Source organism: Amycolatopsis sp. N2S4-7, from assembly GCF_058119595.1.
The window spans coordinates 6554546-6574914 of the sequence record NZ_CP172299.1; the positions used below are offsets into that span (position 1 = coordinate 6554546).

General features: G+C 71.3%; 20 protein-coding genes. 16 read left to right on the forward strand and 4 right to left on the reverse strand.

Annotated elements, in window-relative coordinates:
* Genes ACH54P_RS30945 through ACH54P_RS30955 form a run of 3 tightly spaced genes read left to right on the forward strand, consistent with a single transcriptional unit; the run spans position 1 to position 3775 of the window.
* Positions 1-918 carry a carbohydrate ABC transporter permease gene (locus ACH54P_RS30945; protein ID WP_489906849.1) on the forward strand — a complete coding sequence of 306 codons (918 nt, stop codon included), beginning with the start codon at positions 1-3 and terminating at the stop codon, positions 916-918.
* On the forward strand, positions 915-1733 hold the full coding sequence (locus tag ACH54P_RS30950; protein WP_489906850.1) for a carbohydrate ABC transporter permease: 819 nt from the start codon (positions 915-917) through the stop codon (positions 1731-1733). Before ACH54P_RS30945 ends, ACH54P_RS30950 begins: the two co-directional genes overlap by 4 nt.
* A complete protein-coding gene (locus tag ACH54P_RS30955; protein ID WP_489906851.1) occupies positions 1730-3775 on the forward strand; it encodes an alpha-galactosidase in 2046 nt (681 codons plus the stop codon). The genes ACH54P_RS30950 and ACH54P_RS30955 overlap by 4 nt, the downstream gene beginning before the upstream one ends.
* Here ACH54P_RS30955 and ACH54P_RS30960 read toward each other — a convergent pair.
* The 3 genes from ACH54P_RS30960 to ACH54P_RS30970 are packed head-to-tail and all read right to left on the reverse strand — an operon-like array spanning position 3764 to position 6286.
* Positions 3764-4765 (reverse strand): lactonase family protein, encoded by a 1002-nt coding sequence (locus ACH54P_RS30960; RefSeq protein WP_489906852.1) that lies wholly within the window; start codon positions 4763-4765, stop codon positions 3764-3766. The two genes, ACH54P_RS30955 and ACH54P_RS30960, sit on opposite strands and share 12 nt — an antisense overlap.
* Positions 4758-5375 carry a bifunctional 4-hydroxy-2-oxoglutarate aldolase/2-dehydro-3-deoxy-phosphogluconate aldolase gene (locus ACH54P_RS30965; RefSeq protein WP_489906853.1) on the reverse strand — a complete coding sequence of 206 codons (618 nt, stop codon included), beginning with the start codon at positions 5373-5375 and terminating at the stop codon, positions 4758-4760. Before ACH54P_RS30965 ends, ACH54P_RS30960 begins: the two co-directional genes overlap by 8 nt.
* Positions 5372-6286, reverse strand: coding sequence for a sugar kinase (locus ACH54P_RS30970; protein ID WP_489906854.1), 915 nt, complete (start codon positions 6284-6286; stop codon positions 5372-5374). Before ACH54P_RS30970 ends, ACH54P_RS30965 begins: the two co-directional genes overlap by 4 nt.
* Before the next feature lie 122 nt (positions 6287-6408).
* Between ACH54P_RS30970 and ACH54P_RS30975 the strand changes: the two genes are divergently transcribed.
* From ACH54P_RS30975 to ACH54P_RS31025, 11 genes are all read left to right on the forward strand, one after another.
* Complete coding sequence (locus ACH54P_RS30975; protein ID WP_489906855.1) at positions 6409-8451, forward strand: DUF8189 domain-containing protein; 2043 nt, start codon at positions 6409-6411, stop codon at positions 8449-8451.
* 61 nt (positions 8452-8512) lie between these two features.
* Positions 8513-9196: an SDR family NAD(P)-dependent oxidoreductase gene (locus ACH54P_RS30980; protein ID WP_489906856.1), complete on the forward strand. Its 684-nt coding sequence runs from the start codon at positions 8513-8515 to the stop codon at positions 9194-9196.
* A 13-nt stretch (positions 9197-9209) separates the two neighbouring features.
* Positions 9210-10355 carry a galactonate dehydratase gene (dgoD, locus tag ACH54P_RS30985; protein ID WP_489906857.1) on the forward strand — a complete coding sequence of 382 codons (1146 nt, stop codon included), beginning with the start codon at positions 9210-9212 and terminating at the stop codon, positions 10353-10355.
* Complete coding sequence (locus tag ACH54P_RS30990) at positions 10349-11200, forward strand: DUF4380 domain-containing protein (RefSeq protein WP_489906858.1); 852 nt, start codon at positions 10349-10351, stop codon at positions 11198-11200. The genes dgoD and ACH54P_RS30990 overlap by 7 nt, the downstream gene beginning before the upstream one ends.
* Complete coding sequence (locus tag ACH54P_RS30995) at positions 11197-12534, forward strand: N-acetylmuramoyl-L-alanine amidase (protein ID WP_489906859.1); 1338 nt, start codon at positions 11197-11199, stop codon at positions 12532-12534. Before ACH54P_RS30990 ends, ACH54P_RS30995 begins: the two co-directional genes overlap by 4 nt.
* Positions 12535-12556: 22 nt before the next feature.
* On the forward strand, positions 12557-13984 hold the full coding sequence (gene purB, locus ACH54P_RS31000) for an adenylosuccinate lyase (RefSeq protein WP_489906860.1): 1428 nt from the start codon (positions 12557-12559) through the stop codon (positions 13982-13984).
* Between the two features lie 123 nt (positions 13985-14107).
* Positions 14108-14932, forward strand: coding sequence for a substrate-binding periplasmic protein (locus tag ACH54P_RS31005; protein ID WP_489906861.1), 825 nt, complete (start codon positions 14108-14110; stop codon positions 14930-14932).
* Positions 14933-14990: 58 nt separating this feature from the next.
* Entirely contained in the window at positions 14991-15767 is a 777-nt protein-coding gene (locus tag ACH54P_RS31010) for an ABC transporter substrate-binding protein (RefSeq protein WP_489906862.1), read from the forward strand.
* Between the two features lie 6 nt (positions 15768-15773).
* Positions 15774-16538: an amino acid ABC transporter permease gene (locus ACH54P_RS31015; protein ID WP_489906863.1), complete on the forward strand. Its 765-nt coding sequence runs from the start codon at positions 15774-15776 to the stop codon at positions 16536-16538.
* On the forward strand, positions 16535-17278 hold the full coding sequence (locus ACH54P_RS31020; RefSeq protein ID WP_489906864.1) for an amino acid ABC transporter ATP-binding protein: 744 nt from the start codon (positions 16535-16537) through the stop codon (positions 17276-17278). The genes ACH54P_RS31015 and ACH54P_RS31020 overlap by 4 nt, the downstream gene beginning before the upstream one ends.
* A 42-nt stretch (positions 17279-17320) precedes the next feature.
* Positions 17321-18202, forward strand: a complete 882-nt coding sequence (locus ACH54P_RS31025) for an MOSC domain-containing protein (RefSeq protein ID WP_489906865.1) — start codon at positions 17321-17323, stop codon at positions 18200-18202.
* On the opposite strand, the gene ACH54P_RS31030 is transcribed toward ACH54P_RS31025, so the two are convergent.
* A complete protein-coding gene (locus ACH54P_RS31030) occupies positions 18085-18891 on the reverse strand; it encodes an SAM hydrolase/SAM-dependent halogenase family protein (protein WP_489916732.1) in 807 nt (268 codons plus the stop codon). The genes ACH54P_RS31025 and ACH54P_RS31030 overlap by 118 nt on opposite strands.
* A gap of 47 nt (positions 18892-18938) precedes the next feature.
* Here ACH54P_RS31030 and ACH54P_RS31035 point away from each other — a divergent pair, with 47 nt between their 5' ends.
* Positions 18939-19937, forward strand: a complete 999-nt coding sequence (locus tag ACH54P_RS31035; RefSeq protein ID WP_489906866.1) for a phosphoribosylaminoimidazolesuccinocarboxamide synthase — start codon at positions 18939-18941, stop codon at positions 19935-19937.
* Positions 19858-20322 (forward strand): NADPH-dependent FMN reductase, encoded by a 465-nt coding sequence (locus ACH54P_RS31040; protein WP_489906867.1) that lies wholly within the window; start codon positions 19858-19860, stop codon positions 20320-20322. The genes ACH54P_RS31035 and ACH54P_RS31040 overlap by 80 nt, the downstream gene beginning before the upstream one ends.
* Positions 20323-20369 lie beyond the last annotated feature (47 nt).

The following is a 20369-nucleotide window of genomic DNA, read 5'->3' on the forward strand; positions in this document are numbered from 1 at the left end:
ATGGCGGTGCTCACCGCGGAAAAGCCGAAGGCAGCGGCACGGCCCGCGAACCGGCGCCGCCGGATCTCGCCCGTGCTGCTGGCCTTCGTCCTGGTGCCCCTCGTCGTCGAGGGGTTCTGGGTGTTCTGGCCCGCGCTGCAGGGCTTCTACCTGGCGCTGACGAACTGGGACGGCGTCTCGGCGCCGACGTTCGTCGGCCTGGGGAACTTCGCCGAGATGTTCTCGGACGACATCTTCAAGACGGCGGCGTTCGACACGGTGGTCTGGCTCGTGCTCTTCGGCGGCCTCTCGGCCGTCGGCGGGCTGGCGCTGGCGACGTTGCTGCAGCGCGAGCGAAAGGGCGTCGGGTTCTACCGGGCCGCGCTTTTCACGCCGGTGGTGTTTTCGCTGGTCGCGACGTCGCTGATCTGGCAGGTGATCTACCAGCCGGACGGTGTTTTCAACAAGGTGCTCGGCGCGGTCGGGCTCGGTAGCTGGCAGCACGCCTGGCTCGCCGACCCGAAGACCGCGCTGTACGCGGTGCTCGTGCCGGCGCTGTGGCGGCAGGTCGGCTACGTCATGGTGCTGTACCTGGCCGGGCTCAAGGGCATCGACCCGGCGCTCTACGAAGCGGCCAAGCTGGACGGTGCGACCGCGTGGCAGCAGTTCCGCAACGTGACGTGGCCGCAGCTGCGCAGCGTCAACTCCGTGGTCCTGTCGGTGATCATCATCGACTCGCTGCGCTCCTTCGACGTCGTGTGGTCGATGACGAAGGGCGGGCCGTACCACTCGTCCGAGCTGCTCAGCACGTACATGTACGCGACGGCGTTCCAGTCGCTGCGGCTCGGTTACGCGTCCGCGCTGGCCGTCGTCATCTTCGTGCTGGCGTTCGGCGTCATCGTGACCTACCTCGTGCGCGCGTTCCGGGAGGACCAGTGAGGACGCGGACCTTCGGGTTCCACCTGCTCGCGGGCGGGCTTTCGGTGCTGTGGCTGCTGCCGATCCTGCTCGTGCTGACGACGAGTGTCCGGTCCTTCGAGGACATCGCGTCGAACGGGCTGGGCACCCTGCCCGGCTCGTTCACGCTCGACGGGTTCGGGCAGGCGTGGGGCGAGGGCGGCGGCGGGCACGCGATGCTGAACAGCCTGCTGGTCACCATCCCGACGGTGCTGCTCGCCCTGCTGCTGAGCTCGGCCGCGGCGTTCGCGCTGAGCCGGTACGCGCTCCCGTTCCGCCGCACGATCATCCTGGTGATGCTGTCCGGCAACCTGCTGCCGCCGCAGATCCTGCTGGTGCCGGTGGCGAAGCTGGCCGAGCTCCTCGGCATCTACGACACGCTGACGGCGCTGATCGTCGTGCAGGTCGGGTTCGGGCTCGGCTTCTACACGTTCGTGCTGCAGGGGTTCATGCGGTCCATCCCGGACGAGATCCAGCAGGCCGCGCTGATCGACGGCGCCGGCGTGGTCCAGATCTTCTGGCGGATCATCCTGCCGATGGCCCGCCCGGCGCTGGCCGCGCTCGGCGCGCTGGCGTTCACCTGGACGTTCAACGACCTCCTCTGGTCGATCACCGTGCTGCGCACCGGCTCGGTGATGCCGGTGACGCCGGCGCTGCTCGGCCTGCAGGGCCAGTACGTGTCGAACTGGAACGTGATCGCGGCGGGCTCGGTGCTCGCGGCCGTGCCGACCGTGGCCGTGTTCCTGCGGTTCCAGAAGCACTTCATCTCCGGACTCGCGATCGGGGCGATCAAGTGACGTGGACCGTGCGCATGGCGTCCACTTCGTACACCGTGGCGCTGGAACCCGGCCACCGCTGGCTCGAGCTGGTGGCGTGGGGCCCGCACGGCGTCGAAGACGGCCCGTCGGTCTTCGCGAACGAGGGCGAGGTGCACTTCATCACCGACGCCGACGCGGCGCCGGTCGAGTACGCGCCGCTGGGGCTGCGCCCGTTCTCCGGCGCCGACGTCGCGGTCCGCGGTGGCTCGTGGTGGCGCTTCGACGGCGATGTCTCGTCCGGTACCGAGCTGCGCCTGTCCTTCGTGGATGAAGTGACCGGGTTGCGCGCGGTGTTGTGCTACCGGCCGGTGCCGGAGACCGACGTCCTGGACCGCTGGGTCGAGTTCACGAACACGGGCCCGGCCCCGCTGGAGTTCGACCGGCTCGGCTCGGCGGGGGTCTGCGTCCCTACGGTGTCCGGCGCCCGGCTGACCTACCTGACCGGGCAGTGGTCACAGGAGTTCACGCGCCGGTCGCTCGCGCTGCCCGCGGGCGGGTTCCGGATGGAGAGCCGGTTCGGCGTGCCGGGGCACGCGCACGTGCCGTGGCTGGCGGTGCAGGACGCCTCGGGCGGGCCCGCCTTCGGGGTTTCCCTGGCATGGCCGGGCTCTTGGTCGATCGAGGCGGACACCGAGCCGTCGGGCCTGACCCGCGTCCGGGCCGGGCGGCTGCCGTCGCCGGGGCCGGTGCGGCTCGAACCCGGGGCCTCCCTGGTGACGCCTCCGGTTGCCTTGGCGTCCAGTGTGGACGGTCTGTCCGGTCTGGCGGCTGTGTGGCACGACCACGACCGGATGCTGGCCGGCTCGCGCTGGCGACGTCCGCGTCCGGTGCTCTACAACTCGTGGGAAGCGACCGGGTTCGACGTCGACGGGGCTCGGCAGCTGGAGCTGGCGAAGCGCGCGGCCGACCTCGGCGTGGAGCTGTTCGTGGTGGACGACGGCTGGTTCACCGGCCGCGACGACGACACCGGCGGCCTCGGCGACTGGACCCCGTCGGAGTCGTTCGAGGGTGGGTTCGGCGCGTTCGTCGGCTCGGTGCGCGAGCTGGGCCTGGAGTTCGGGCTGTGGGTCGAGCCGGAGGCGGTCAGCCCGAAGTCGGAGCTGTACGCGACCCATCCGGACTGGGTGTACCGGATCGACGGCCGCCCGTTGACGTTGATCCGGAACCAGCTGCTGCTGGACCTGGGTCTTCCCGAGGTCGTCGACTTCGTCAAGTCCACTCTGGACTCGCTGCTTTCCCGCTATCCGATCTCGTACCTGAAGTGGGACATGAACCGGCCGCCGACGGAACGCGGCCGCCCGGGTGCCCCCTTCGCCGATCTGGACGCCGAGCACGTCGCCGGGTACCTGTCGGTGCTGGACCACCTGCGTGCCGCGCACCCCCACGTGACGGTGGAGGCCTGCGCCGGGGGCGGCGGCCGGACCGACCTGGCGACGGTCGCGCGCACGGACGTCGTCTGGCCGAGCGACAACACCGGCCCGCTGGACCGCCTCGCGATCCAGGACGGCTTCCTGCTGATGCACGCACCGCACCTGATGAGTTCGTGGGTGACGGACTCGCCGGGCGTCTTCGACCCGCGCCCGCGTTCCCTGCGCTTCCGGTTCGTCACGGCGATGGCGGGCGTGCTGGGCATCGGCGCGGACCTGTCGAAGTGGACGCCGTCACAGCTGGAGGAGGCCGCCTCGCTGGTTGCGCTGTACAAGGAGATCCGGCCGGTGATCCACCACGGGGTGGCCCGGGTCCTCGCCGGTCCGACGTCCCCCACGGCGGCGACGCAGTACACCGCGGAGGACGGCGACACGGTCGTCGTGCTGGCGTGGAGCACGGGCCCGCTGACGGGGGCACCGCTGGTTCCGGGCCGCTCTTCCCGCGTCCGGCTCGACGTGCACCCGGAATCGTCCTATGTGGACGAAGAGGGGACCCGGTACTCCGGTGCGCACCTGAAGTACGCGGGCCTCCCCTTCGCCTGGACGGCGGACCACGACGCGGACGTCGTCGTCCTGCGTCGCTCAGGGCAGTGAAACCGGCAGCACGAACGTCGGCGACCCGGTCGGGTAGTACCGCAGCTCCGCATCGCCCGACGCGGTCAGCGTGAACGCCGTGACGGCGTCCTCCGACTGCGCCGCGACGTAACACGTCCCGTCCACCAGCGCGAAGTGCCGCGGGTTGGCGCCACACGGCTGGTCCGCCACCGCGGCCACGTCGTCCAGCGCGAACTCCGTGACGCAGTCCGGGCCGCGGTTCGACACGTACATGCGCGAGCCGGTCAGTTCCAGATGGGCGACCAGGTTCGGGACCGAAGGCTCCTTCAGCGTCGACGCGGCGACCGACACCACCGAAAACGCGCCCGGCGATGTCTCCCGGACCGTCACCACGGTCCCGGCCAGCTCGCCGACGACGTACGCCAGGTCCGTACCCGGCCGCCGCACCAGCTGGCGCGGCCCGGTGCCCGGCGGCATCGGAGAGACCGCCAGCAGCTCCAAAGAACCCGACGAAGACAGCGTGTAGCTGCGGATCTCGTCCGTGCCCAGGTCGACCGCGCTCACGATCGACGGACCGGGGACCGCCATGTGGACGTGCGCCGCCTCCTGGCGGTCGGCGTCGGGGCCGCTGCCCGTGTGCTGGACCAGCGCCGTCCGGGGGCCGAGCTCGCCCGACGGCAAGAGCGAGAACACCGCCAGGCTGCCGCCGGTGTAGTTGGCGCACAGCAGGAACCGGCCGTCCGGTGTCACCGCCAGGTGACACGGGTGCGCGCCGCCCGTCTCCGCCGTCCCGAGCACCGACAGCGCGCCGGACGGGGAAATCGCCAACGCCGTCACGGCTCCGGAAGCGGTCTCGTTCGCCGCGTAGAGCACGGGCAACGACGGGTGCTGCGTCAGCCACGACGGCGAAGTCATCGGCAGGGTCGCGACCTCCGTCAGCTCGCCCGTCGCGGACCGGGAGAACGTCGTGATCCCCGTGCCGTTCCCGGCGTCGCCCGTGTAGCACCCGACGAAGACCAGCTCAGCCATGCGCGCTCCTCAACAACGTCTCGACCCGGGCGGAGATCTCCGCGGTGCTGCCGCGGGTCAGCGCCGAGCCGACCCCGCAGGCCACCGCGCCCGCCGACAGCCAGCCTGGCACGTCTTCCGGCGCGATGCCGCCGGTGGGTACCAGGGGCGCCTGCGGCAGCGCGGCCCGCACGTCCCGCACCCACGACGGGCCCAGCGCGGACGCCGGGAACACCTTCACCGCGTCGGCGCCTTCCTCCAGCGCCCGCACGATCTCGGTCACCGAACCGGCGCCCGGGAAAGCCGCCGCGCCGTACCGGTGAGCGGTCCGGATCACCGCCGCGTCGACCGACGGCGACACCAGGAACCGCGCGCCCGCGCGGATCGCCAGCACCGCCGACGTCTCGTCGAGCACCGTGCCGGCGCCGATCGTGGCGTCCGGGTAGGCCGCGGTGAGCCCGGAGATCGCGTCGAGCGCGCCCGGGTTGGTCAGCGGGAGCTCGATCGAGCGCAGCCCGGCTTCCAAAGCCGCGCGTGCCGCCGAAACCGCCGACTCCGCGTCGCGCGTGCGCACGATTCCGACGACGCCCTGGCGCAGCGCGTCCGCCGTGATCTCCCAGCGATAGCTCATCGGTCCACCTCCGTGGCGATCAGTGCCTTGACCAGCTCACCCCGGCCGGGCAGGCCTTCCAGGTCGGTCCGCGTGCCGACGACCAGTGCCGCGCTGGCGGCGCCGGCGCGCAGGGCTTCGTCCGGCGAAGCGCCCCGCAGCCACGCCGACAGGTACCCGGACGTCAGCGCGTCACCCGCCCCGACCGGGTCGACGACCCGGGTGACCAGGCTCGGCTGCCACCAGGAGCCGTCCGCGGTGACGGCGCGCGCGATCTTGTTCCGCTGCTTGACGACCACCGTGTGCGCCCCGCCCGCGAGCAGCCGCTCGGGGGTCTGGCCGAGCAGCTCGAGCTCGTCCTCGCCGGCGAAGACCAGATCCGCTCTGGTCAGCAGCGGTCCGACGGTGTGGCGCCAGCGCTCCGGACTGCCCAGCTTGTGCCGGATGTTGGGATCGAAGGACACCGAAGCACCTGAAGTACGTGCGAGCGCGAAGAGCGCTTCGACGGCTTCGCGTGCGTCGGACGACAGCATCGCCGTAATGCCGGAGACGTGGACGAGCCTTGCGCCGTCGAGGCCTGCGGAGCGCACGTACGCGGCGGAGAGCCGTGAAGCCGCGGAGCCGCTTCGGTGGTACTCGACCGTCTCGGTGTCCCGGATCAGGAAGCCGGTGAAGCCGTCCGGATCGACTTCGACGCGCGAGACGTCGACGTCGTCCGCGCGCAATGCCGAGAGGATCGCGGCCCCGGACGGGTCGTCGCCGACGCGGCTCAGCCAGCGGACGCGGTGTCCGAGCCGGGCCAGGCCGACCGCGACGTTCGTCTCGGCGCCGGCGACGGACGAAGTGAACGTGTGGGCGCGCCGCAGGGCGACCCCGGGTTCGGCGAGCAGCAGCCGCATCGCCTCGCCGAGAGTGACGACTTCGGTGTTCATCCGGGACAGCATAGCGGTTGAAATCTTAATTTAGGATTTATTCTTGACGGCAGCCGAGACGCCCCGGCATGCTGCTCCCGGCTCGCTCGACGCTGTTTCACTGGAGAAGGGTGTCCGGCAACATGCTCCTCAAGAGATCCCTGGCGGTGGTGGCCGCGGCGGCGGCGGCGTTCTCGGTGGCCCCCGCCCAAGCGGCCGTCGACCAAGGCGCTCCCGACTACTACGACAGCGGGGTCGCGAAGACCCCGTACATGGGCTGGAACACCTACTACGGCCTGGGTGCGCCCAGCGAGGCGTCGGTGAAGTCCGTCGCGGACTTCCTCGTCTCCAGCGGCCTGCGCGACGCCGGCTACCGCTACGTCTGGATCGACGGCGGCTGGACCGCCCCGGACCCGCGTGACGCGCAGGGCAACCTCCACGAGGACCCGGCGAAGTTCCCGGGTGGACTGTCCACTTTGGTCACCTACCTGCACGACCGGGGGCTCAAGGCCGGCATCTACACCGACGCGGGCGCCTCCGACGGCAAGAACTGCGCGGCCGGCTCCGGCGGCTACTACGAGCAGGACACCAAGCGGTTCGCGAGCTGGAAGTTCGACGCCGTCAAGGTCGACTTCCTCTGCGGCATCGCCCAGAACCTCAAACCCGCCGAGGCGTTCACGCAGTTCAGCCAGGCGCTCGCCAAGGCGGGCCGCCCGATGGTGCTCAACATCTGCAACCCGGTCACCGACGAGTGGGGCGTCCCGCACGGGCCCGACCAGGTCGCCGGCATCGCCTACACCTACGGCCCGCTCGTCGCCGACTCGTGGCGCACCAGCACGGACATCGCGTTCGGCACGCCGTACGAGGGCATCTGGAAGGACGTCCTGCGCAACATGGACGCCAACGCCGCGCACCCCGAGGCGAACGGGCCGGGCCACTACAACGACCCCGACTACCTCATCCCGATGCGCAAGACCGAGCAGGGCACCTACGAGCTGAACGAGGAGGAGTCGACCACCCAGTTCGTCATGTGGGCGGAGATGGCCTCCCCGCTGATCCTCGGCTCCGACCCGCGCACGCTGCCCGCGTCGATGCTGAAGACGCTGACGAACCCGGAAATCGTCGGCGTCAACCAGGACCGCCTCGGCACCCAGGGCGTCCGCGTCGCGACGGCCGGCACCACCGACACCTACAGCAAGGTGCTGTCCCAGCGCGGTGACCGCGCGGTCGTGCTGCTCAACCGCGGTGAGACGCCGACGCGGATGACGCTGAACTTCGCCGACGCGGGCCTGAGCGGGCGGGTGTCCGTCCGCGACCTCCGCGCCCGCGCCGACCGCGGCAGCGCGACCGGCTCGTACACCGTCACCGTGCCCGCGCACGGCACCGCGTTCCTGCGCCTGCACGGCACCGACCTCGTCCCCGGCACCGACGTCGGCGGCCCGGCTTCGGCCAGCCCCGCCGTGGTCCGCACCGGCGGCCGGACCGTGACGTTCTTCCGCGACGCCGCGGGCGCGCTCCAGCAGAGCGGGCTCGACAGCCCGCGCCAGGTCGGCGGCAAGTTCCTCGGCCAGCCCGCCGCGGTCGCCACGCCGACCGGCGTAGACGTCTACGTCCGCGGCCTCGACAACGCCGTCTACCAGCGCAGTTACACCCGGAAGAGCTGGGGCGACTGGAAGCGGCTCGGTGGCGTGCTCACCGACTCGCCGTCCGTGACGAGCGACGGCACGCTCTTCGCCCGCGGTGCCGACGGCCAGGTCTGGCAGCGGACCAGCGACGGCCAGTGGTCCGGCCTGGGTGCGCCCGGAGGCAAGCCGATCTACGGCCGTCCCGGCGCGGCGACGTCGACGAGCGGCACGGTTGTCGCCGTCCGGACCGCGGACGACAGCGTCTGGGCTCGCACGAAGACCGGTGCCGGCTGGTCGGACTGGACGTCCATCGGCGGCACGGTCAGCAGCAGCCCGACGCTGGTCGCGGTCGGCGCGAAGGTCGCGCTCACCGCGTCCGCCGGCGACTACAGCCTGTGGGCCAACGACTGGTCCGGCTCCTGGGCGGGCTGGTTCAAACGGCCGGAGTACCCGAGCGGGAGCATCGTGGGCACTCTCGGGGCGGCGTCGGACGGCGCGTCGCTGTGGTTCGCCGCCCGCGGGCCGGACGACCATGTGCACGTAATGAAGATGGGCGCGTAGCGCCTCCGTTGAGGGTGGCGGCGGGGGCATGGGTGGAGAAGTTCCAGGACGGGAGAAGGCGATGTCCACGCGTACCGCGGTGGTGACCGGAGCGGCGTCCGGGATCGGGCTGGCCACGGCCCGGCGGCTGCTCGACGACGGCTACCGCGTGCTGGGCGTGGACATCGCCGAACTCCCCGACGGCGTCGTCCCGATCCGGGGCTCGGTCGGCGACGAAGCGACCTGGGCGGACATCGGCGAGGTGGACGCCCTGGTCAGCAACGCCTACGTGCCCAGCACCGGGCCACTGCACGAGATCGACCGCGCCGAGTGGGAACGCCAGCTCGACGTCAACCTGACCGGCACGTACCTGGCGGTGCGGGCCTGCCTGCCGTCGCTGCGGGCCCGCGGCGGCGCGATCGTGCTGGTTTCCTCGGTGCACGCGCACTTCGGCCTGCCGGGACACCCCGCGTACGCCGCGAGCAAGGGCGCGCTGGTCGCGCTGGCCCGGCAGCTGGCCGTCGAATACGCCCCCGGCGTGCGGGTCAACTCCGTGCTGCCGGGGCCGGTGCTCACCGAGGCCTGGAACGGCATCTCGCCGGAGGACCGCGAACGCAGCGCCCGCGCGACGCCGGCGGGGCGCCTCGGCGACCCCGCGGAGGTGGCGAACGTGATCGCGTTCCTGCTCTCGGACGCCGCGTCGTTCGTCACCGGGGCCGAGCTGACCGTCGACGGTGGCTGGTCCGCCGCCAAGGATTCCGCGTAGATGGGGGACACGGGTGAAGATCACCGGCATTGAAACGTTTCTGGTCGCGCCACGCTGGCTGTTCCTCAAGGTCAGCACCGACGAGGGGGTCAGCGGCTGGGGTGAGCCCGTGGTCGAGGGTCGCGCGGAGACCGTCCGCGCGGCCGTGCACGAGCTGTCCGAACTGCTGATCGGGCAGGACCCGCTGCGCATCGAGGACCACTGGCAGGTGCTGCGCCGCGGCGGCTTCTACCGCGGCGGCCCGGTGCTCTCCAGCGCGCTCGCCGGGTTCGACCACGCGCTGTGGGACATCGCCGGCAAGGTCCGCGACGCCCCGGTGCACGAGCTGCTCGGCGGCCCGGTCCGCGACCGCGTCCGGGTCTACAGCTGGGTCGGCGGCGACCGGCCGTCCGGCATCCGCGAAGCCGTTTCCGCCCAGGTCGAGGCCGGGTTCACGGCGGTGAAGATGAACGTCGCCGGCCCGCTGGCCGCGATCGCGTCCCCCGCCGAGGCCGACGCGGCGGTGGCGCGCGCGTGGGAGGCGCGCGAGGTGCTCGGCCCGCACCGCGACCTCGCGATCGACTTCCACGGCCGCGTCTCGCCCGCGATGGCGCGCCGGCTGGTCAAGCTCCTGGAAGACGTCCAGCCGATGTTCGTCGAGGAACCCGTGCTGCCGGAGACGCAGGGCGGCGCGCTGCGCTCGGTCGTCGAGGCGTCCACCGTGCCGATCGCGGTCGGCGAGCGGCTCTACTCGCGCTGGGAGTTCAAGCCGGTGCTCGACGCCGGCGTCGCGGTGGTCCAGCCGGACCCGTCGCACGCCGGCGGCATCTCCGAGCTGCGCCGGATCGGCGCGCTGGCCGAGATGTACGGCGCGTCGCTGGCGCCGCACTGCCCGCTCGGGCCGATCTCGCTGGCCGCGTCGCTGCAGGTCGCGTTCGCGACGCCGAACTTCCTGATCCAGGAGCAGAGCGTCGGCATGCACTACCACGAGGGCCGGGAGCAGCAGTACCTCGTGGATCCGTCGATCTTCGCGTTCCGCGACGGCTACGCGGCCCGTCCGCTCGGCCCCGGCCTCGGCATCGAGGTCGACGAAGAAGCCGTCCGCCGCGCCGACGAGGTCGGGCACACGTGGCGGTCACCGGTGTGGCGCCACGACGACGGGGGCCTCGCCGAATGGTGACCTGGCTCGAACGCGGCGACCTGCGGCTGGGCCTGGTGCCCGAGCTGGGCGGCCGGCTGCTGTCGGTGCGCCACCGCGGCGTCGAGCTGTTGTGGCGCAACGCCGATCTGCTGGACGACGACCTGCGCGGCGAGTACGCGCCGAACTCCGGCCGGATGGGCGACTGGGTCAACTACGGCGGCGACAAGACGTGGCCGGCACCGCAGGGCTGGTCGGGCCCCCACGAGTGGCCGGGACCGCCGGACCCGGTGCTCGACTCCGGGCCGTACTCCGCGGCGACCGACGGCGACACGGTGACCATGACCAGCGCCCCCGACCCCCGCACGGGGCTCCGCTTCACGCGCGCGATCACGATCCTCGAGGACGGCTACGAGCTGCGGCTGTCCGCTGAGAACACCTCGTCACGGCAGGTGCGGTGGGCCCTGTGGAACGTGACCCAGCTCCCCGGCGGCGGGACGATCACGGCGGGCCTCCGGCGGCCGGACGTCGTCGCGCTGGTCACGGGCACCGGCACGCCGGAGTACACAGTGGACGGTGACCGGCTGGTCGTGCCGGCGCAGGACGTCGTCGGCAAGCTGGGGGTGCCGGGCACCGCGGGCTGGGTGACGTACGGCGCGTTGACCCTGTCGTTTCTTGTCGACCCGGGGGGTGCGTACCCCGACCAGGGCTCGCCGCTGGAGATCTGGCTGGAGCACCCGCTTCCGGAACCGCTGGCCTCGCTCGGCGACCTGGACCCGCCGGCGCGGATCGTCGAGCTGGAGATCCTCGGCCCCCTGACGACGCTCGAACCGGGCGAGAAGACCGGCTTGTTGATCCGTGGCACGGTCCGGGAAGATGGTGTGTGACCTTCACCGTCAAAAGCCTGACCGCCGCGGTGTTCGCGCTGGTGATCACGGCCGCCGTCCCTGTCACGGCCCGCGCGCAGGAAGCGCCGGAGTGCCCGGCGAACCTCGGCTGCCGGTTCGTGCCCGCCGCCTACGACTGGTCGAGCGAGGACCACGGCGACCCCAACAACTACGGCAACTACGACCCCGCGAACCGGCCCGATGACGGCCAGAAGATCCAGTACATCGTCGTCCACGACACCGAGAGCGTGCCCGGCAGCGGCGTGAGCCCGTACGACCAGGCCATCGCCACGTTCCAGAAGCCGTCGAGCGGCGCCAGCGCGCACTACGTGATCCGCTCCTCCGACGGCCAGGTCACGCAGATGGTGCCGACCAAGGACGTCGCCTGGCACGCCGGCAACTGGACGATGAACGAGCACTCGATCGGCATCGAGCACGAGGGCATCGCCGCCGAGGGCGGCACCTGGTACACCGAGCAGATGTACCGCGCGTCCGCGGACCTGGTGAAGTTCCTCGCGGCGAAGTACCACATCCCGCTCGACCGCGAGCACATCCTCGGCCACGAGGACATCTCGCGGGAGCGGACGAAGAACTTCGCGGCCGCGCACTGGGATCCGGGCCCGTACTGGGACTGGGCGCACTACATGGACCTGCTCGGCGCCCCGATCCAGGCGACGGGCTCCGCGGACAGCCAGGTCGTCACGATCAACCCCGACTACGCGACGAACCAGCCGCCGATGACCACCTGCACCGCGGGGACCTGCACGCCCCTGCCCGCGCACGGCGCGAACTTCGTCCCCCTGCACACGGCGCCGGACGCCGCGTCCCCGCTGATCACCGACCCCGTCGTGCACCCGGACGGCTCGGCGGGCACGACCGCGATCGACGACTGGAGCGACAAGGCGGTCGCGGGCCGTTCGTACGCACTCGCCGGTGAGGAAGGCGACTGGACGGCGATCTGGTACGGCGGCCAGAAGGCGTGGTTTGAGAACCCCAGCCACAAGGTGACCGTCCCGGCACACGCCCAGCGGGTGACCGCACCTTCCTCGGCGCCGCTGTACGGGCGCGCCTTCCCCGAGCAGTCCGAGTACCCGGCCGAGATCCCGTTCGACCCGATCTGGGCGGTCGGCGCCATCCCCTGGACGCTACCCGCGGGCCAGAGCTACGTCGTCACCGGTCAGTTCCGGGAGGAAAACTATTACGCGCGGTTCGACCCGGCGGGGGTGCCGGCCAACCACACCCTCGTCACCGGCGCGGCGACGTACTTGCAGCTCTCCTACAACCACCGCGTCGTCTACGTGAAGGCCTCCGACGTCCAGGTGCAACCCGGCTGACCTGCGCAGGTATCGTGAGGGCGTGACGGACAAGCCCCGCATTCCGAACGTGCTCGCCGCCCGCTACGCCTCGGCGGAGCTGGTCTCGCTCTGGTCGCCGGAGCACAAGGTCGTCCTGGAGCGGCAGCTCTGGCTCGCCGTCCTCAAGGCGCAGAAGGACCTCGGCGTCGAGGTGCCCGACGGGGTCGTCGAGGCCTACGAGCGCGTCATCGAGAACGTCGACCTCGAGTCGATCGCCGCTCGGGAGCGGGTCACCCGGCACGACGTCAAGGCGCGGATCGAGGAGTTCAGCGACCTCGCCGGGCAGGAGCACATCCACAAGGGCATGACCTCGCGCGACCTCACCGAGAACGTCGAGCAGCTGCAGCTGCTCCGCTCGCTGGAGCTCGTGCGCACGCGTGTCGCCGCCGTGCTGGCGCGGCTGGCCGCCCTCGCCGTCGAGCACGCCGACACCGTCATGGCCGGGCGCTCGCACAACGTCGCCGCGCAGGCCACCACCCTCGGCAAGCGGTTCGCCACGGCGGCCGACGAGCTGCTCGTCGCCTTCGAGCGGCTCGACAACCTCATCGGCCGGTACCCGCTGCGCGGCATCAAGGGCCCGGTCGGCACCGCGCAGGACATGCTCGACCTGCTCGGCGATGAGTCCACTTTGGACCAGCTGGAAGACCGCGTGATGCAGCACCTCGGCTTCAACGAGCGGTTCGTCAGCGTCGGCCAGGTGTACCCGCGCTCGCTCGACTTCGACGTGCTGTCCACTGTGGTCCAGCTCGCCGCGGCGCCGTCCAGCCTGGCCAAGACGATCCGGCTGATGGCGGGCCACGAGCTCGTCACCGAGGGCTTCAAACCGGGCCAGGTCGGCTCGTCCGCCATGCCGCACAAGATGAACACCCGCTCGTGCGAGCGCGTGAACGGCCTGGCCGTCGTGCTGCGCGGCTACCTGTCGATGATCGGCGAGCTGGCCGGCGACCAGTGGAACGAGGGCGACGTCTCGGACTCGGTCGTCCGCCGGGTCGCGCTGCCGGACGCGTTCTTCGCGCTCGACGGTCTGCTGGAGACGTTCCTCACCGTCCTCGCCGAGTTCGGCGCCTTCCCCGCGGTGATCGAGCGTGAGCTGGATCGCTACCTGCCGTTCCTCACCACGACGAAGGTGCTCATGGCGTCGGTCCGCGCCGGCGTCGGACGTGAGACGGCCCACGAAGCGATCAAGGAGCACTCCGTCGCCGTCGCGCTGGAGATGCGGGAAGGCCGCGCCGAGAACGACCTCCTCGACCGCTTCGCCGCCGACGAGCGCATCCCGCTCGACCGCGGTGAGCTGGACAAACTCCTCGCCGACCGGATCTCGTTCACCGGCACGGCCGGGCGTCAGGTCGAGCAGGTCGCCGCGCGCGTCTCGCGGGTCCTCGACCGGTTCCCCGAGGCCGCGGGCTACGCCCCGCAGCCGATCCTGTGAGCTGACGCACCCGTCCACGGACTGGAACAAAATTACTCGAACGGGCGAATTCCCTAATCTCGATCGCTGAACCCCGATAGTTCTTCGCACGCCACTCGCGTGCGCTCAACCACGGAAGAAGCGATGAGATCCACGCTGTCGAAAATCGCCGCGGTCGTCACCGCGGGTGCGCTGACGCTGACCCTGGCCGCGTGCGGTGGCTCCGGCTCCTCGGCCGCGGGCCAGACCCTGCGCGTCGGCACCCTGAGCGACGCCCCGCCGTCGATCTACCTCGAGAACGGCCGGTTCACCGGCTACGACAACGAGCTGCTGCGCGACATCGCCCAGCGTGAAGGCTTCGAGGTCGAGTTCGTCGGCACGGAGTTCGCGGGCCTCCTCGCCGGCGTGGCGAACGGCAAGTTCGACATCGGCAGCTCGACGATCTCCAGCACCGAGGCGCGCAAGAAGACGGTCGCCTTCTCCAACGGTTACAACACCGGCTTCACCACGGTCGTCACCGCGAAGGGCGCGAACCTCAAGGACGTCGCGGCGCTGCCGGGCAAGCGGCTCGGCGTGGTCCAGGGCTCGGTGCAGGACGAGTTCGCGGGCAAGGTCCCCGGCGCCCAGGTCGTCCGCTTCCCGGACTACAACGCGGGCTTCGCGCAGCTGAAGAACGGCACGCTCGACGGCTGGGTCGTGCCGCAGGACATCGGCCAGAAGTACCTGGACCAGAACCCGGCGGTCCCGCTGGAGCTCGGCTACACGGTCGAGGACAAGGACACGCCGTCGGCGTTCGCGGTCGCCAAGAAGAACACCGAACTGCTGAACAAGCTCAACGACGGCCTCGCCAAGGCCGTCGCCGACGGCACGGTCGCGCGCATCTACGCGCAGTTCTACAAGAACACGCCGCTGGCGAAGGAGCTGCAGCAGGGCGGCCCCGGCCTGCCGGTGAAGAACGCGAACGCGTGACATCCGGCATAAGCTGCACCAGCAGATCCGGCCGGCCGGGCTCCAGGTGAGGAGAAGCATGAGGAAGACACTGGTCACGGCGATCGTGGCGACGCTGCTCGCGGCGCTGACCGCGTGCGGCGGCTCCGACAGCGGGGAGAAGACCCTGCGCGTCGGCACGCTGAGCGACTCGAAGCCGAACGCCTACCAGGAGAACGGCACCTTCACCGGGTTCGACAACGAGCTGCTGAAGGCCATCGCGGAGAAGGAGGGTCTGAAGCTCGAGTTCGTGTCGACCGACTTCTCGGCGCTGCTCGGCCAGGTCGCGAACGGCACGTTCGACATCGGCAGCTCGGCGATCTCCCAGACCGACGCCCGCAAGAAGACCGTCGACTTCTCGGCGCCGTACAACTACCAGGCCCTCGGCATCGAGGCGAAGGAGACGGCGGGCATCACCGACGAGAACTCGCTGGCCGGCAAGCGGATCGGCGTCGTGCAGGGCACGGTCTCGGACACGTGGCTGGGCTCGAACGCCCCGACCGCGCAGGCCGTGCGCTTCCCGAACGACGCCGCCGCGCTTTCGGCCCTGAAGACCGGTGCCGTCGACGGCGCCGTGTTCGACCAGGCCACGGCCGAGGACTACGCGAAGAACAACCCGGACGCGAAGCTCAAGGTGACCAAGGCGATCACCACGACCATCCCGCACGGGTTCGCGTTCAAGAAGGGCAACACCGAGCTGATCGGCAAGGTCAACGACGGCCTGAAGAAGGTCATCGCGGACGGCACCTGGGTCAAGGTGCACGACCGGTTCGAGCCCACCGCGCCGGTTCCCGCCGAGTTCAAGCCGGGGCAGTAGTCCACGATGGAGCAGTTCTTCGACACCTTCCTGAACTGGGAGTACATCTGGCAGGTCTTCCCGGACCTGCTGAAGACCGGCCTGCTCAACACGCTGATCCTGGCGGTCACGTCCGCGCTGATCGGCACCGTGCTCGGCATGGTGCTGGCGGTGATGGGCCTGTCCACCAAGATCTGGCTGCGCTGGCCGGCGCGGGTGTACACCGACATCTTCCGCGGGCTGCCGGCGATCCTGACGATCCTCGTGATCGGCCAGGGTCTCGGCACGCTCGCGCGGGACGTCGTCGGCACGAACCCGTACCCGCTGGGCATCCTGGCGCTCAGCCTGATCGCGGCCGCCTACATCGGCGAGATCTTCCGGTCCGGCATCCAGAGCGTCGACAAGGGACAGCTGGAGGCCAGCCGCGCGCTGGGGATGAGCTACAGCAAGGCGATGCTGCTGGTGATCATCCCGCAGGGCGTCCGGCGGGTGCTGCCCGCGCTGGTGAACCAGTTCATCTCGCTGATCAAGGACTCCAGCCTGGTGTACTTCCTCGGGCTGCTGTCCGAGCAGCGCGAGCTGTTCCGCATCGGGCAGGACCTCGCGGCCAACACCGGCAACCTGTCGCCGCTGGTGGCCGCCGGGTTCGTCTACCTGGTGATCACGGTGCCGCTGACGCACCTGGTGAACTACATCGACAAGAAGCTCCGGACCGGCCGCAAGGTGCGCGCCGACGAGCCGGGCGAGGGTGATGAGCTGGACCTGGTCGCCAGCGGAAAGGTCGTCTCGTGACGACGACGGCGGTGCGTTCGTCCAGTGTGGAGCTGCGGGACATCCACGTCAGCTTCGGGACGCTCGAAGTCCTGCGCGGGGTCGACCTGAAGGTGGCGAGCGGGCGGACGACGTGCGTGATCGGGCCGTCCGGCTCGGGCAAGTCGACGCTCCTGCGCTGCGTGAACCGCCTGCAGGAACCCGATTCCGGCGACCTCCTGCTCGACGGCGAGTCCGTGATCAAGTCCGACCCGGACGCGCTGCGCCAGCGCGTCGGCATGGTGTTCCAGCACTTCAACCTCTTCGGTCACCGGAGCGTGCTGGACAACATCGTGCTGCCGCTGCGCAGCGTGAAGAAGCTGGGCAAGGAGGAGGCGGCGGAGATCGCCCGCGCCCGCCTCGCCGAGGTCGGCCTCGCGGACAAGGCGCCGTACCGGCCGAGCGCGTTGTCCGGTGGTCAGCAGCAGCGGGTCGCGATCGCGCGGGCCCTGGCGATGGACCCCGAGGTCATGCTGTTCGACGAGGCCACCAGCGCGCTCGACCCGGAGCTGGTCAAGGGCGTGCTGAACCTGATGGCGGGGCTCGCCTCGCGGGGGTTGACCCTGATCGTGGTGACGCACGAGATGGGCTTCGCGCGCAGTGTCGCCGACGAGGTGGCGTTCATGGACGCGGGCCGCATCGTCGAGCAGGGCCCGCCGGCCCGCATCTTCGACAACCCGCAGAGCCCGCGGTTGCAGCGGTTCCTGTCGCAGGTGCTCTGAAACAAGACGCTTCGGCGGCGGGGGCCCGGGTAACCTGCGGAGATGGCTCGAATCGCTCGGCTGAGGTACTACCCGGTCAAGGCCTGCGCCGGCACCGATGTGCCGTCCGCCGAGGTCACCCCCGCCGGGCTGGCGCACGACCGGGTCTTCCAGGTCGTCGCGCCGGAGGGGGACGTCCTCACCCAGCGGCCGCACCCGGTGCTGGCGTCGGTCCGGCCGCGGGTGCTCGGCGACCGGCTCGCGCTGTCCGCCCCCGGCCGGGAAGACCTCGTCTTCGCCATCCGGCGCGACGGCCCGCGGCGGCCGGTGTCGACGTTCGCCTGGCACGGCGAAGGCGTCCACCAGGGGGCCGAGGTCGCCGAGTGGTTCTCCGACCTGCTCGGCCGTCCGGCGGAGCTGGTCCGCGTCACGCCCGACCACGAGCGCGTCACCAGCGGGGAAACCCCGGGCACGGCCGCGTTCGCCGACGGGCAAGCGCTGCTCATCGCCTCGGAATCCTCTTTGGACGGACTGAACGCCCGCATCCTGGAGCGCGGTGGCGAGCCGGTGCCGATGGACCGCTTCCGGCCCAACGTCGTCGTCTCGGGTTGGGCCGAGCCGCACACCGAGGACGAGGCCCGGGTGCTGTCGGCGGGTACGGCGAAGTTCGGCTACGCCAAGAAGTGCGTGCGCTGCACGGTGCCGATGGTCGACCAGGAGACGGGCGCGAAGGACGGCCCCGAGCCGATCCGCACCCTGGCGACCTACCGCCGCGACCCGGAGGGCGGCGTCGTGTTCGGGATGAAGGCGGCGGTGCTGCGCCCGGGTCAGCTGGCCGTGGGCGACGAGGTGATCGTGCACTCCTGGGCGGGTCCGAGCCCGAGCACGGCGGCCGCGGAGCCGCCGTTGACGGCGACGGCGAGCCGTCCGGCGGAGTCGGTGTAGAGCACGCTCGCGCCGGCGGGCACGTCGGCGAAGGTCCGCCCGATCACCGTCGTCACCGCGACGCGCTCGCTGTGCACCGAAACCGCGCCGGCCAGCCCCGACAGCTCGAGGTCCGCCGGTGTCGCGGCGAGCTGGACGTTGCCGAAGTGGTCGACCGTCAGCACCTCCGACACGAGCTTCCCGGGGAACGCCGCCACGAACGGCTCCGGCATCGTGACCAGGTCGTTCACGGGGTCACCGAAGTCGGCCGGCGGCACGCCCAGCGCGAGGTGCGCGGCCGCGGGCGCGAAGACGTCCCGCCCGTGGAACGTCGCCGACGTCACCGGCAGCCGCAGCGACGGCTCCGCCAGCTCGTACGCCGCCCGCAGCCCGCCCAGTGCCTGCGCCGCCGGCAGCAGGAGGCCGTTGTCCGGCCCGACCAGCAGCCCGCCCTCGGCTTCGACGACCACGCCGAGCCGGGTCGTGCCCACGCCGGGGTCGACGACGGCGACGTGCACCGCCTCCGGCAGGAACGGGACCGTCTGGGCCAGCGCCATCGCCCCGTGCCGGATGTCCTGGGGCGGCACTTCGTGGGTCACGTCGATCACCCGCACGCCGGGTGCCAGCCGCGCGATCACGCCGTGGCAGGCCGCCACGAAGCCGTCGCGCAGGCCGTAGTCGGTCGTCACCGAGATCCAGTCGTACGCCATGCCAGCATCATCCATGGTGGCAGAGGGTGCCCGTTAGGGTTCAGCGCGTGACACCCCTCCCCACGTGCCGGAGGCTCGCCTCCGGCAAGGTTCGTGACCTGTACGAAGTGGGCGACAACCACCTGCTGCTCGTCGCCTCCGACCGCATCTCGGCGTTCGAGCGCGTGTTCCCCACCCCCGTCCCGGACAAGGGCCGGGTGCTCACGGCCATGAGCGTCTTCTGGTTCGGCGAGCTGGCCGACGTCCTCCCGAACCACCTGGTGGCCTGCGACGGGCCGCTCATCCCCGAGTCGTTCCGCGGCCGGGCGCTGCTGGTCGAACGGCTCGACATGCTGCCGGTGGAGGCCGTCGTCCGCGGCCACCTCACCGGCCGCGGGTACGCGGACTACCGCCGGTCCGGGGCGGTGTGCGGGGTCGAGCTGCCGTCCGGGCTGGCCGAGGGGGCCCGGCTGCCGGAGCCGATCTTCACGCCGTCGACCAAGGCCCGCCCCGGCGACCCCGACGAGAACATCGACTTCGGCACCTTCGTCTCCATCCTGGGCAGTGCGCTCGCCGAGGAGGTCCGCGAGGCGTCGCTGGAGCTGTACCGCCGGGGCGCCGCGCGGGCCGCGGAGCAGGGCCTGCTGCTGGCCGACACGAAGTTCGAGTTCGGCATCGGGGCGCACGGCGGGCTGGTGCTCGCCGACGAGCTGCTGACGCCGGATTCGGCGCGCTACTGGCTCGCGGACGGCCACCGGCCCGGCCGCCCGTCGTTCGACAAGCAGCACGTGCGCGACTGGCTGGTCGGCCCGGCGTCCGGCTGGGACTGCGTGTCCCCGTTGCCGGCGCTGCCCCCGGAGGTGGTGACCGCCACGCGCGACCGGTACCTCGAGGCGTACCGCCGCATCACCGGGCTTTCCCTGGCAGACTGGCCGCGTGATCCTGCTGATCTGCGGCAGCCTGCGAGCAGGCTCGGGCAATGCGGCGGTGCTGGGGACCGTCGCGACCCTCACCACGAGCACGACGTACACCGGCCTCGGCGACCTGCCGCACTTCAACCCGGATGACGACCGTGACCCGCTGCACCCCGCGGTCGCTTCGCTGCGGGCCGCGATCAAGGAGGCCGACGCGGTCCTGATCTGCACCCCGGAGTACGCGGGCGGCCTGCCGGGCTCGTTCAAGAACCTGCTCGACTGGACGGTCGGCGGCGGCGAGATCTACGGCAAGCCGGTGGCGTGGATCAACGCGTCCTCGGTGGCGGCCCCGACCGGCGGCCGCGACGCGCACGACTCGCTGCGCAAGGTCCTGACGTACGCGGGCGCGCGGATCGTGGAGGAGGCGTGCGCGCGGATCCCGGTCCCGCGCGACGCGGTCGCCGACGGCCAGGTCGTCGATCCCGACCTGCGGGGCCGCATCGCCGTGGCCGTTCAGCGCCTCCGCGAAGGCGGCTGAGCCTTCCGGCAACGGTCGTCCGCCCGTTCTGCGCAGTTCACGACGAC

Coding starts and splice junctions, on each gene's coding strand:
- ACH54P_RS31025 (WP_489906865.1), top strand. CDS start 17,321: ATGGCTCGAATCGCTCGGCTGAGGTACTACCCGGTCAAGGCCTGCGCC.
- ACH54P_RS30965 (WP_489906853.1), bottom strand. CDS start 5,375: ATGAGCTATCGCTGGGAGATCACGGCGGACGCGCTGCGCCAGGGCGTC.
- ACH54P_RS30960 (WP_489906852.1), bottom strand. CDS start 4,765: ATGGCTGAGCTGGTCTTCGTCGGGTGCTACACGGGCGACGCCGGGAAC.
- ACH54P_RS31030 (WP_489916732.1), bottom strand. CDS start 18,891: ATGGCGTACGACTGGATCTCGGTGACGACCGACTACGGCCTGCGCGAC.
- ACH54P_RS30970 (WP_489906854.1), bottom strand. CDS start 6,286: ATGAACACCGAAGTCGTCACTCTCGGCGAGGCGATGCGGCTGCTGCTC.
- ACH54P_RS31010 (WP_489906862.1), top strand. CDS start 14,991: ATGAGGAAGACACTGGTCACGGCGATCGTGGCGACGCTGCTCGCGGCG.
- ACH54P_RS31005 (WP_489906861.1), top strand. CDS start 14,108: ATGAGATCCACGCTGTCGAAAATCGCCGCGGTCGTCACCGCGGGTGCG.
- ACH54P_RS30990 (WP_489906858.1), top strand. CDS start 10,349: ATGGTGACCTGGCTCGAACGCGGCGACCTGCGGCTGGGCCTGGTGCCC.
- ACH54P_RS30980 (WP_489906856.1), top strand. CDS start 8,513: ATGTCCACGCGTACCGCGGTGGTGACCGGAGCGGCGTCCGGGATCGGG.
- ACH54P_RS31015 (WP_489906863.1), top strand. CDS start 15,774: ATGGAGCAGTTCTTCGACACCTTCCTGAACTGGGAGTACATCTGGCAG.
- ACH54P_RS30975 (WP_489906855.1), top strand. CDS start 6,409: ATGCTCCTCAAGAGATCCCTGGCGGTGGTGGCCGCGGCGGCGGCGGCG.
- ACH54P_RS30945 (WP_489906849.1), top strand. CDS start 1: ATGGCGGTGCTCACCGCGGAAAAGCCGAAGGCAGCGGCACGGCCCGCG.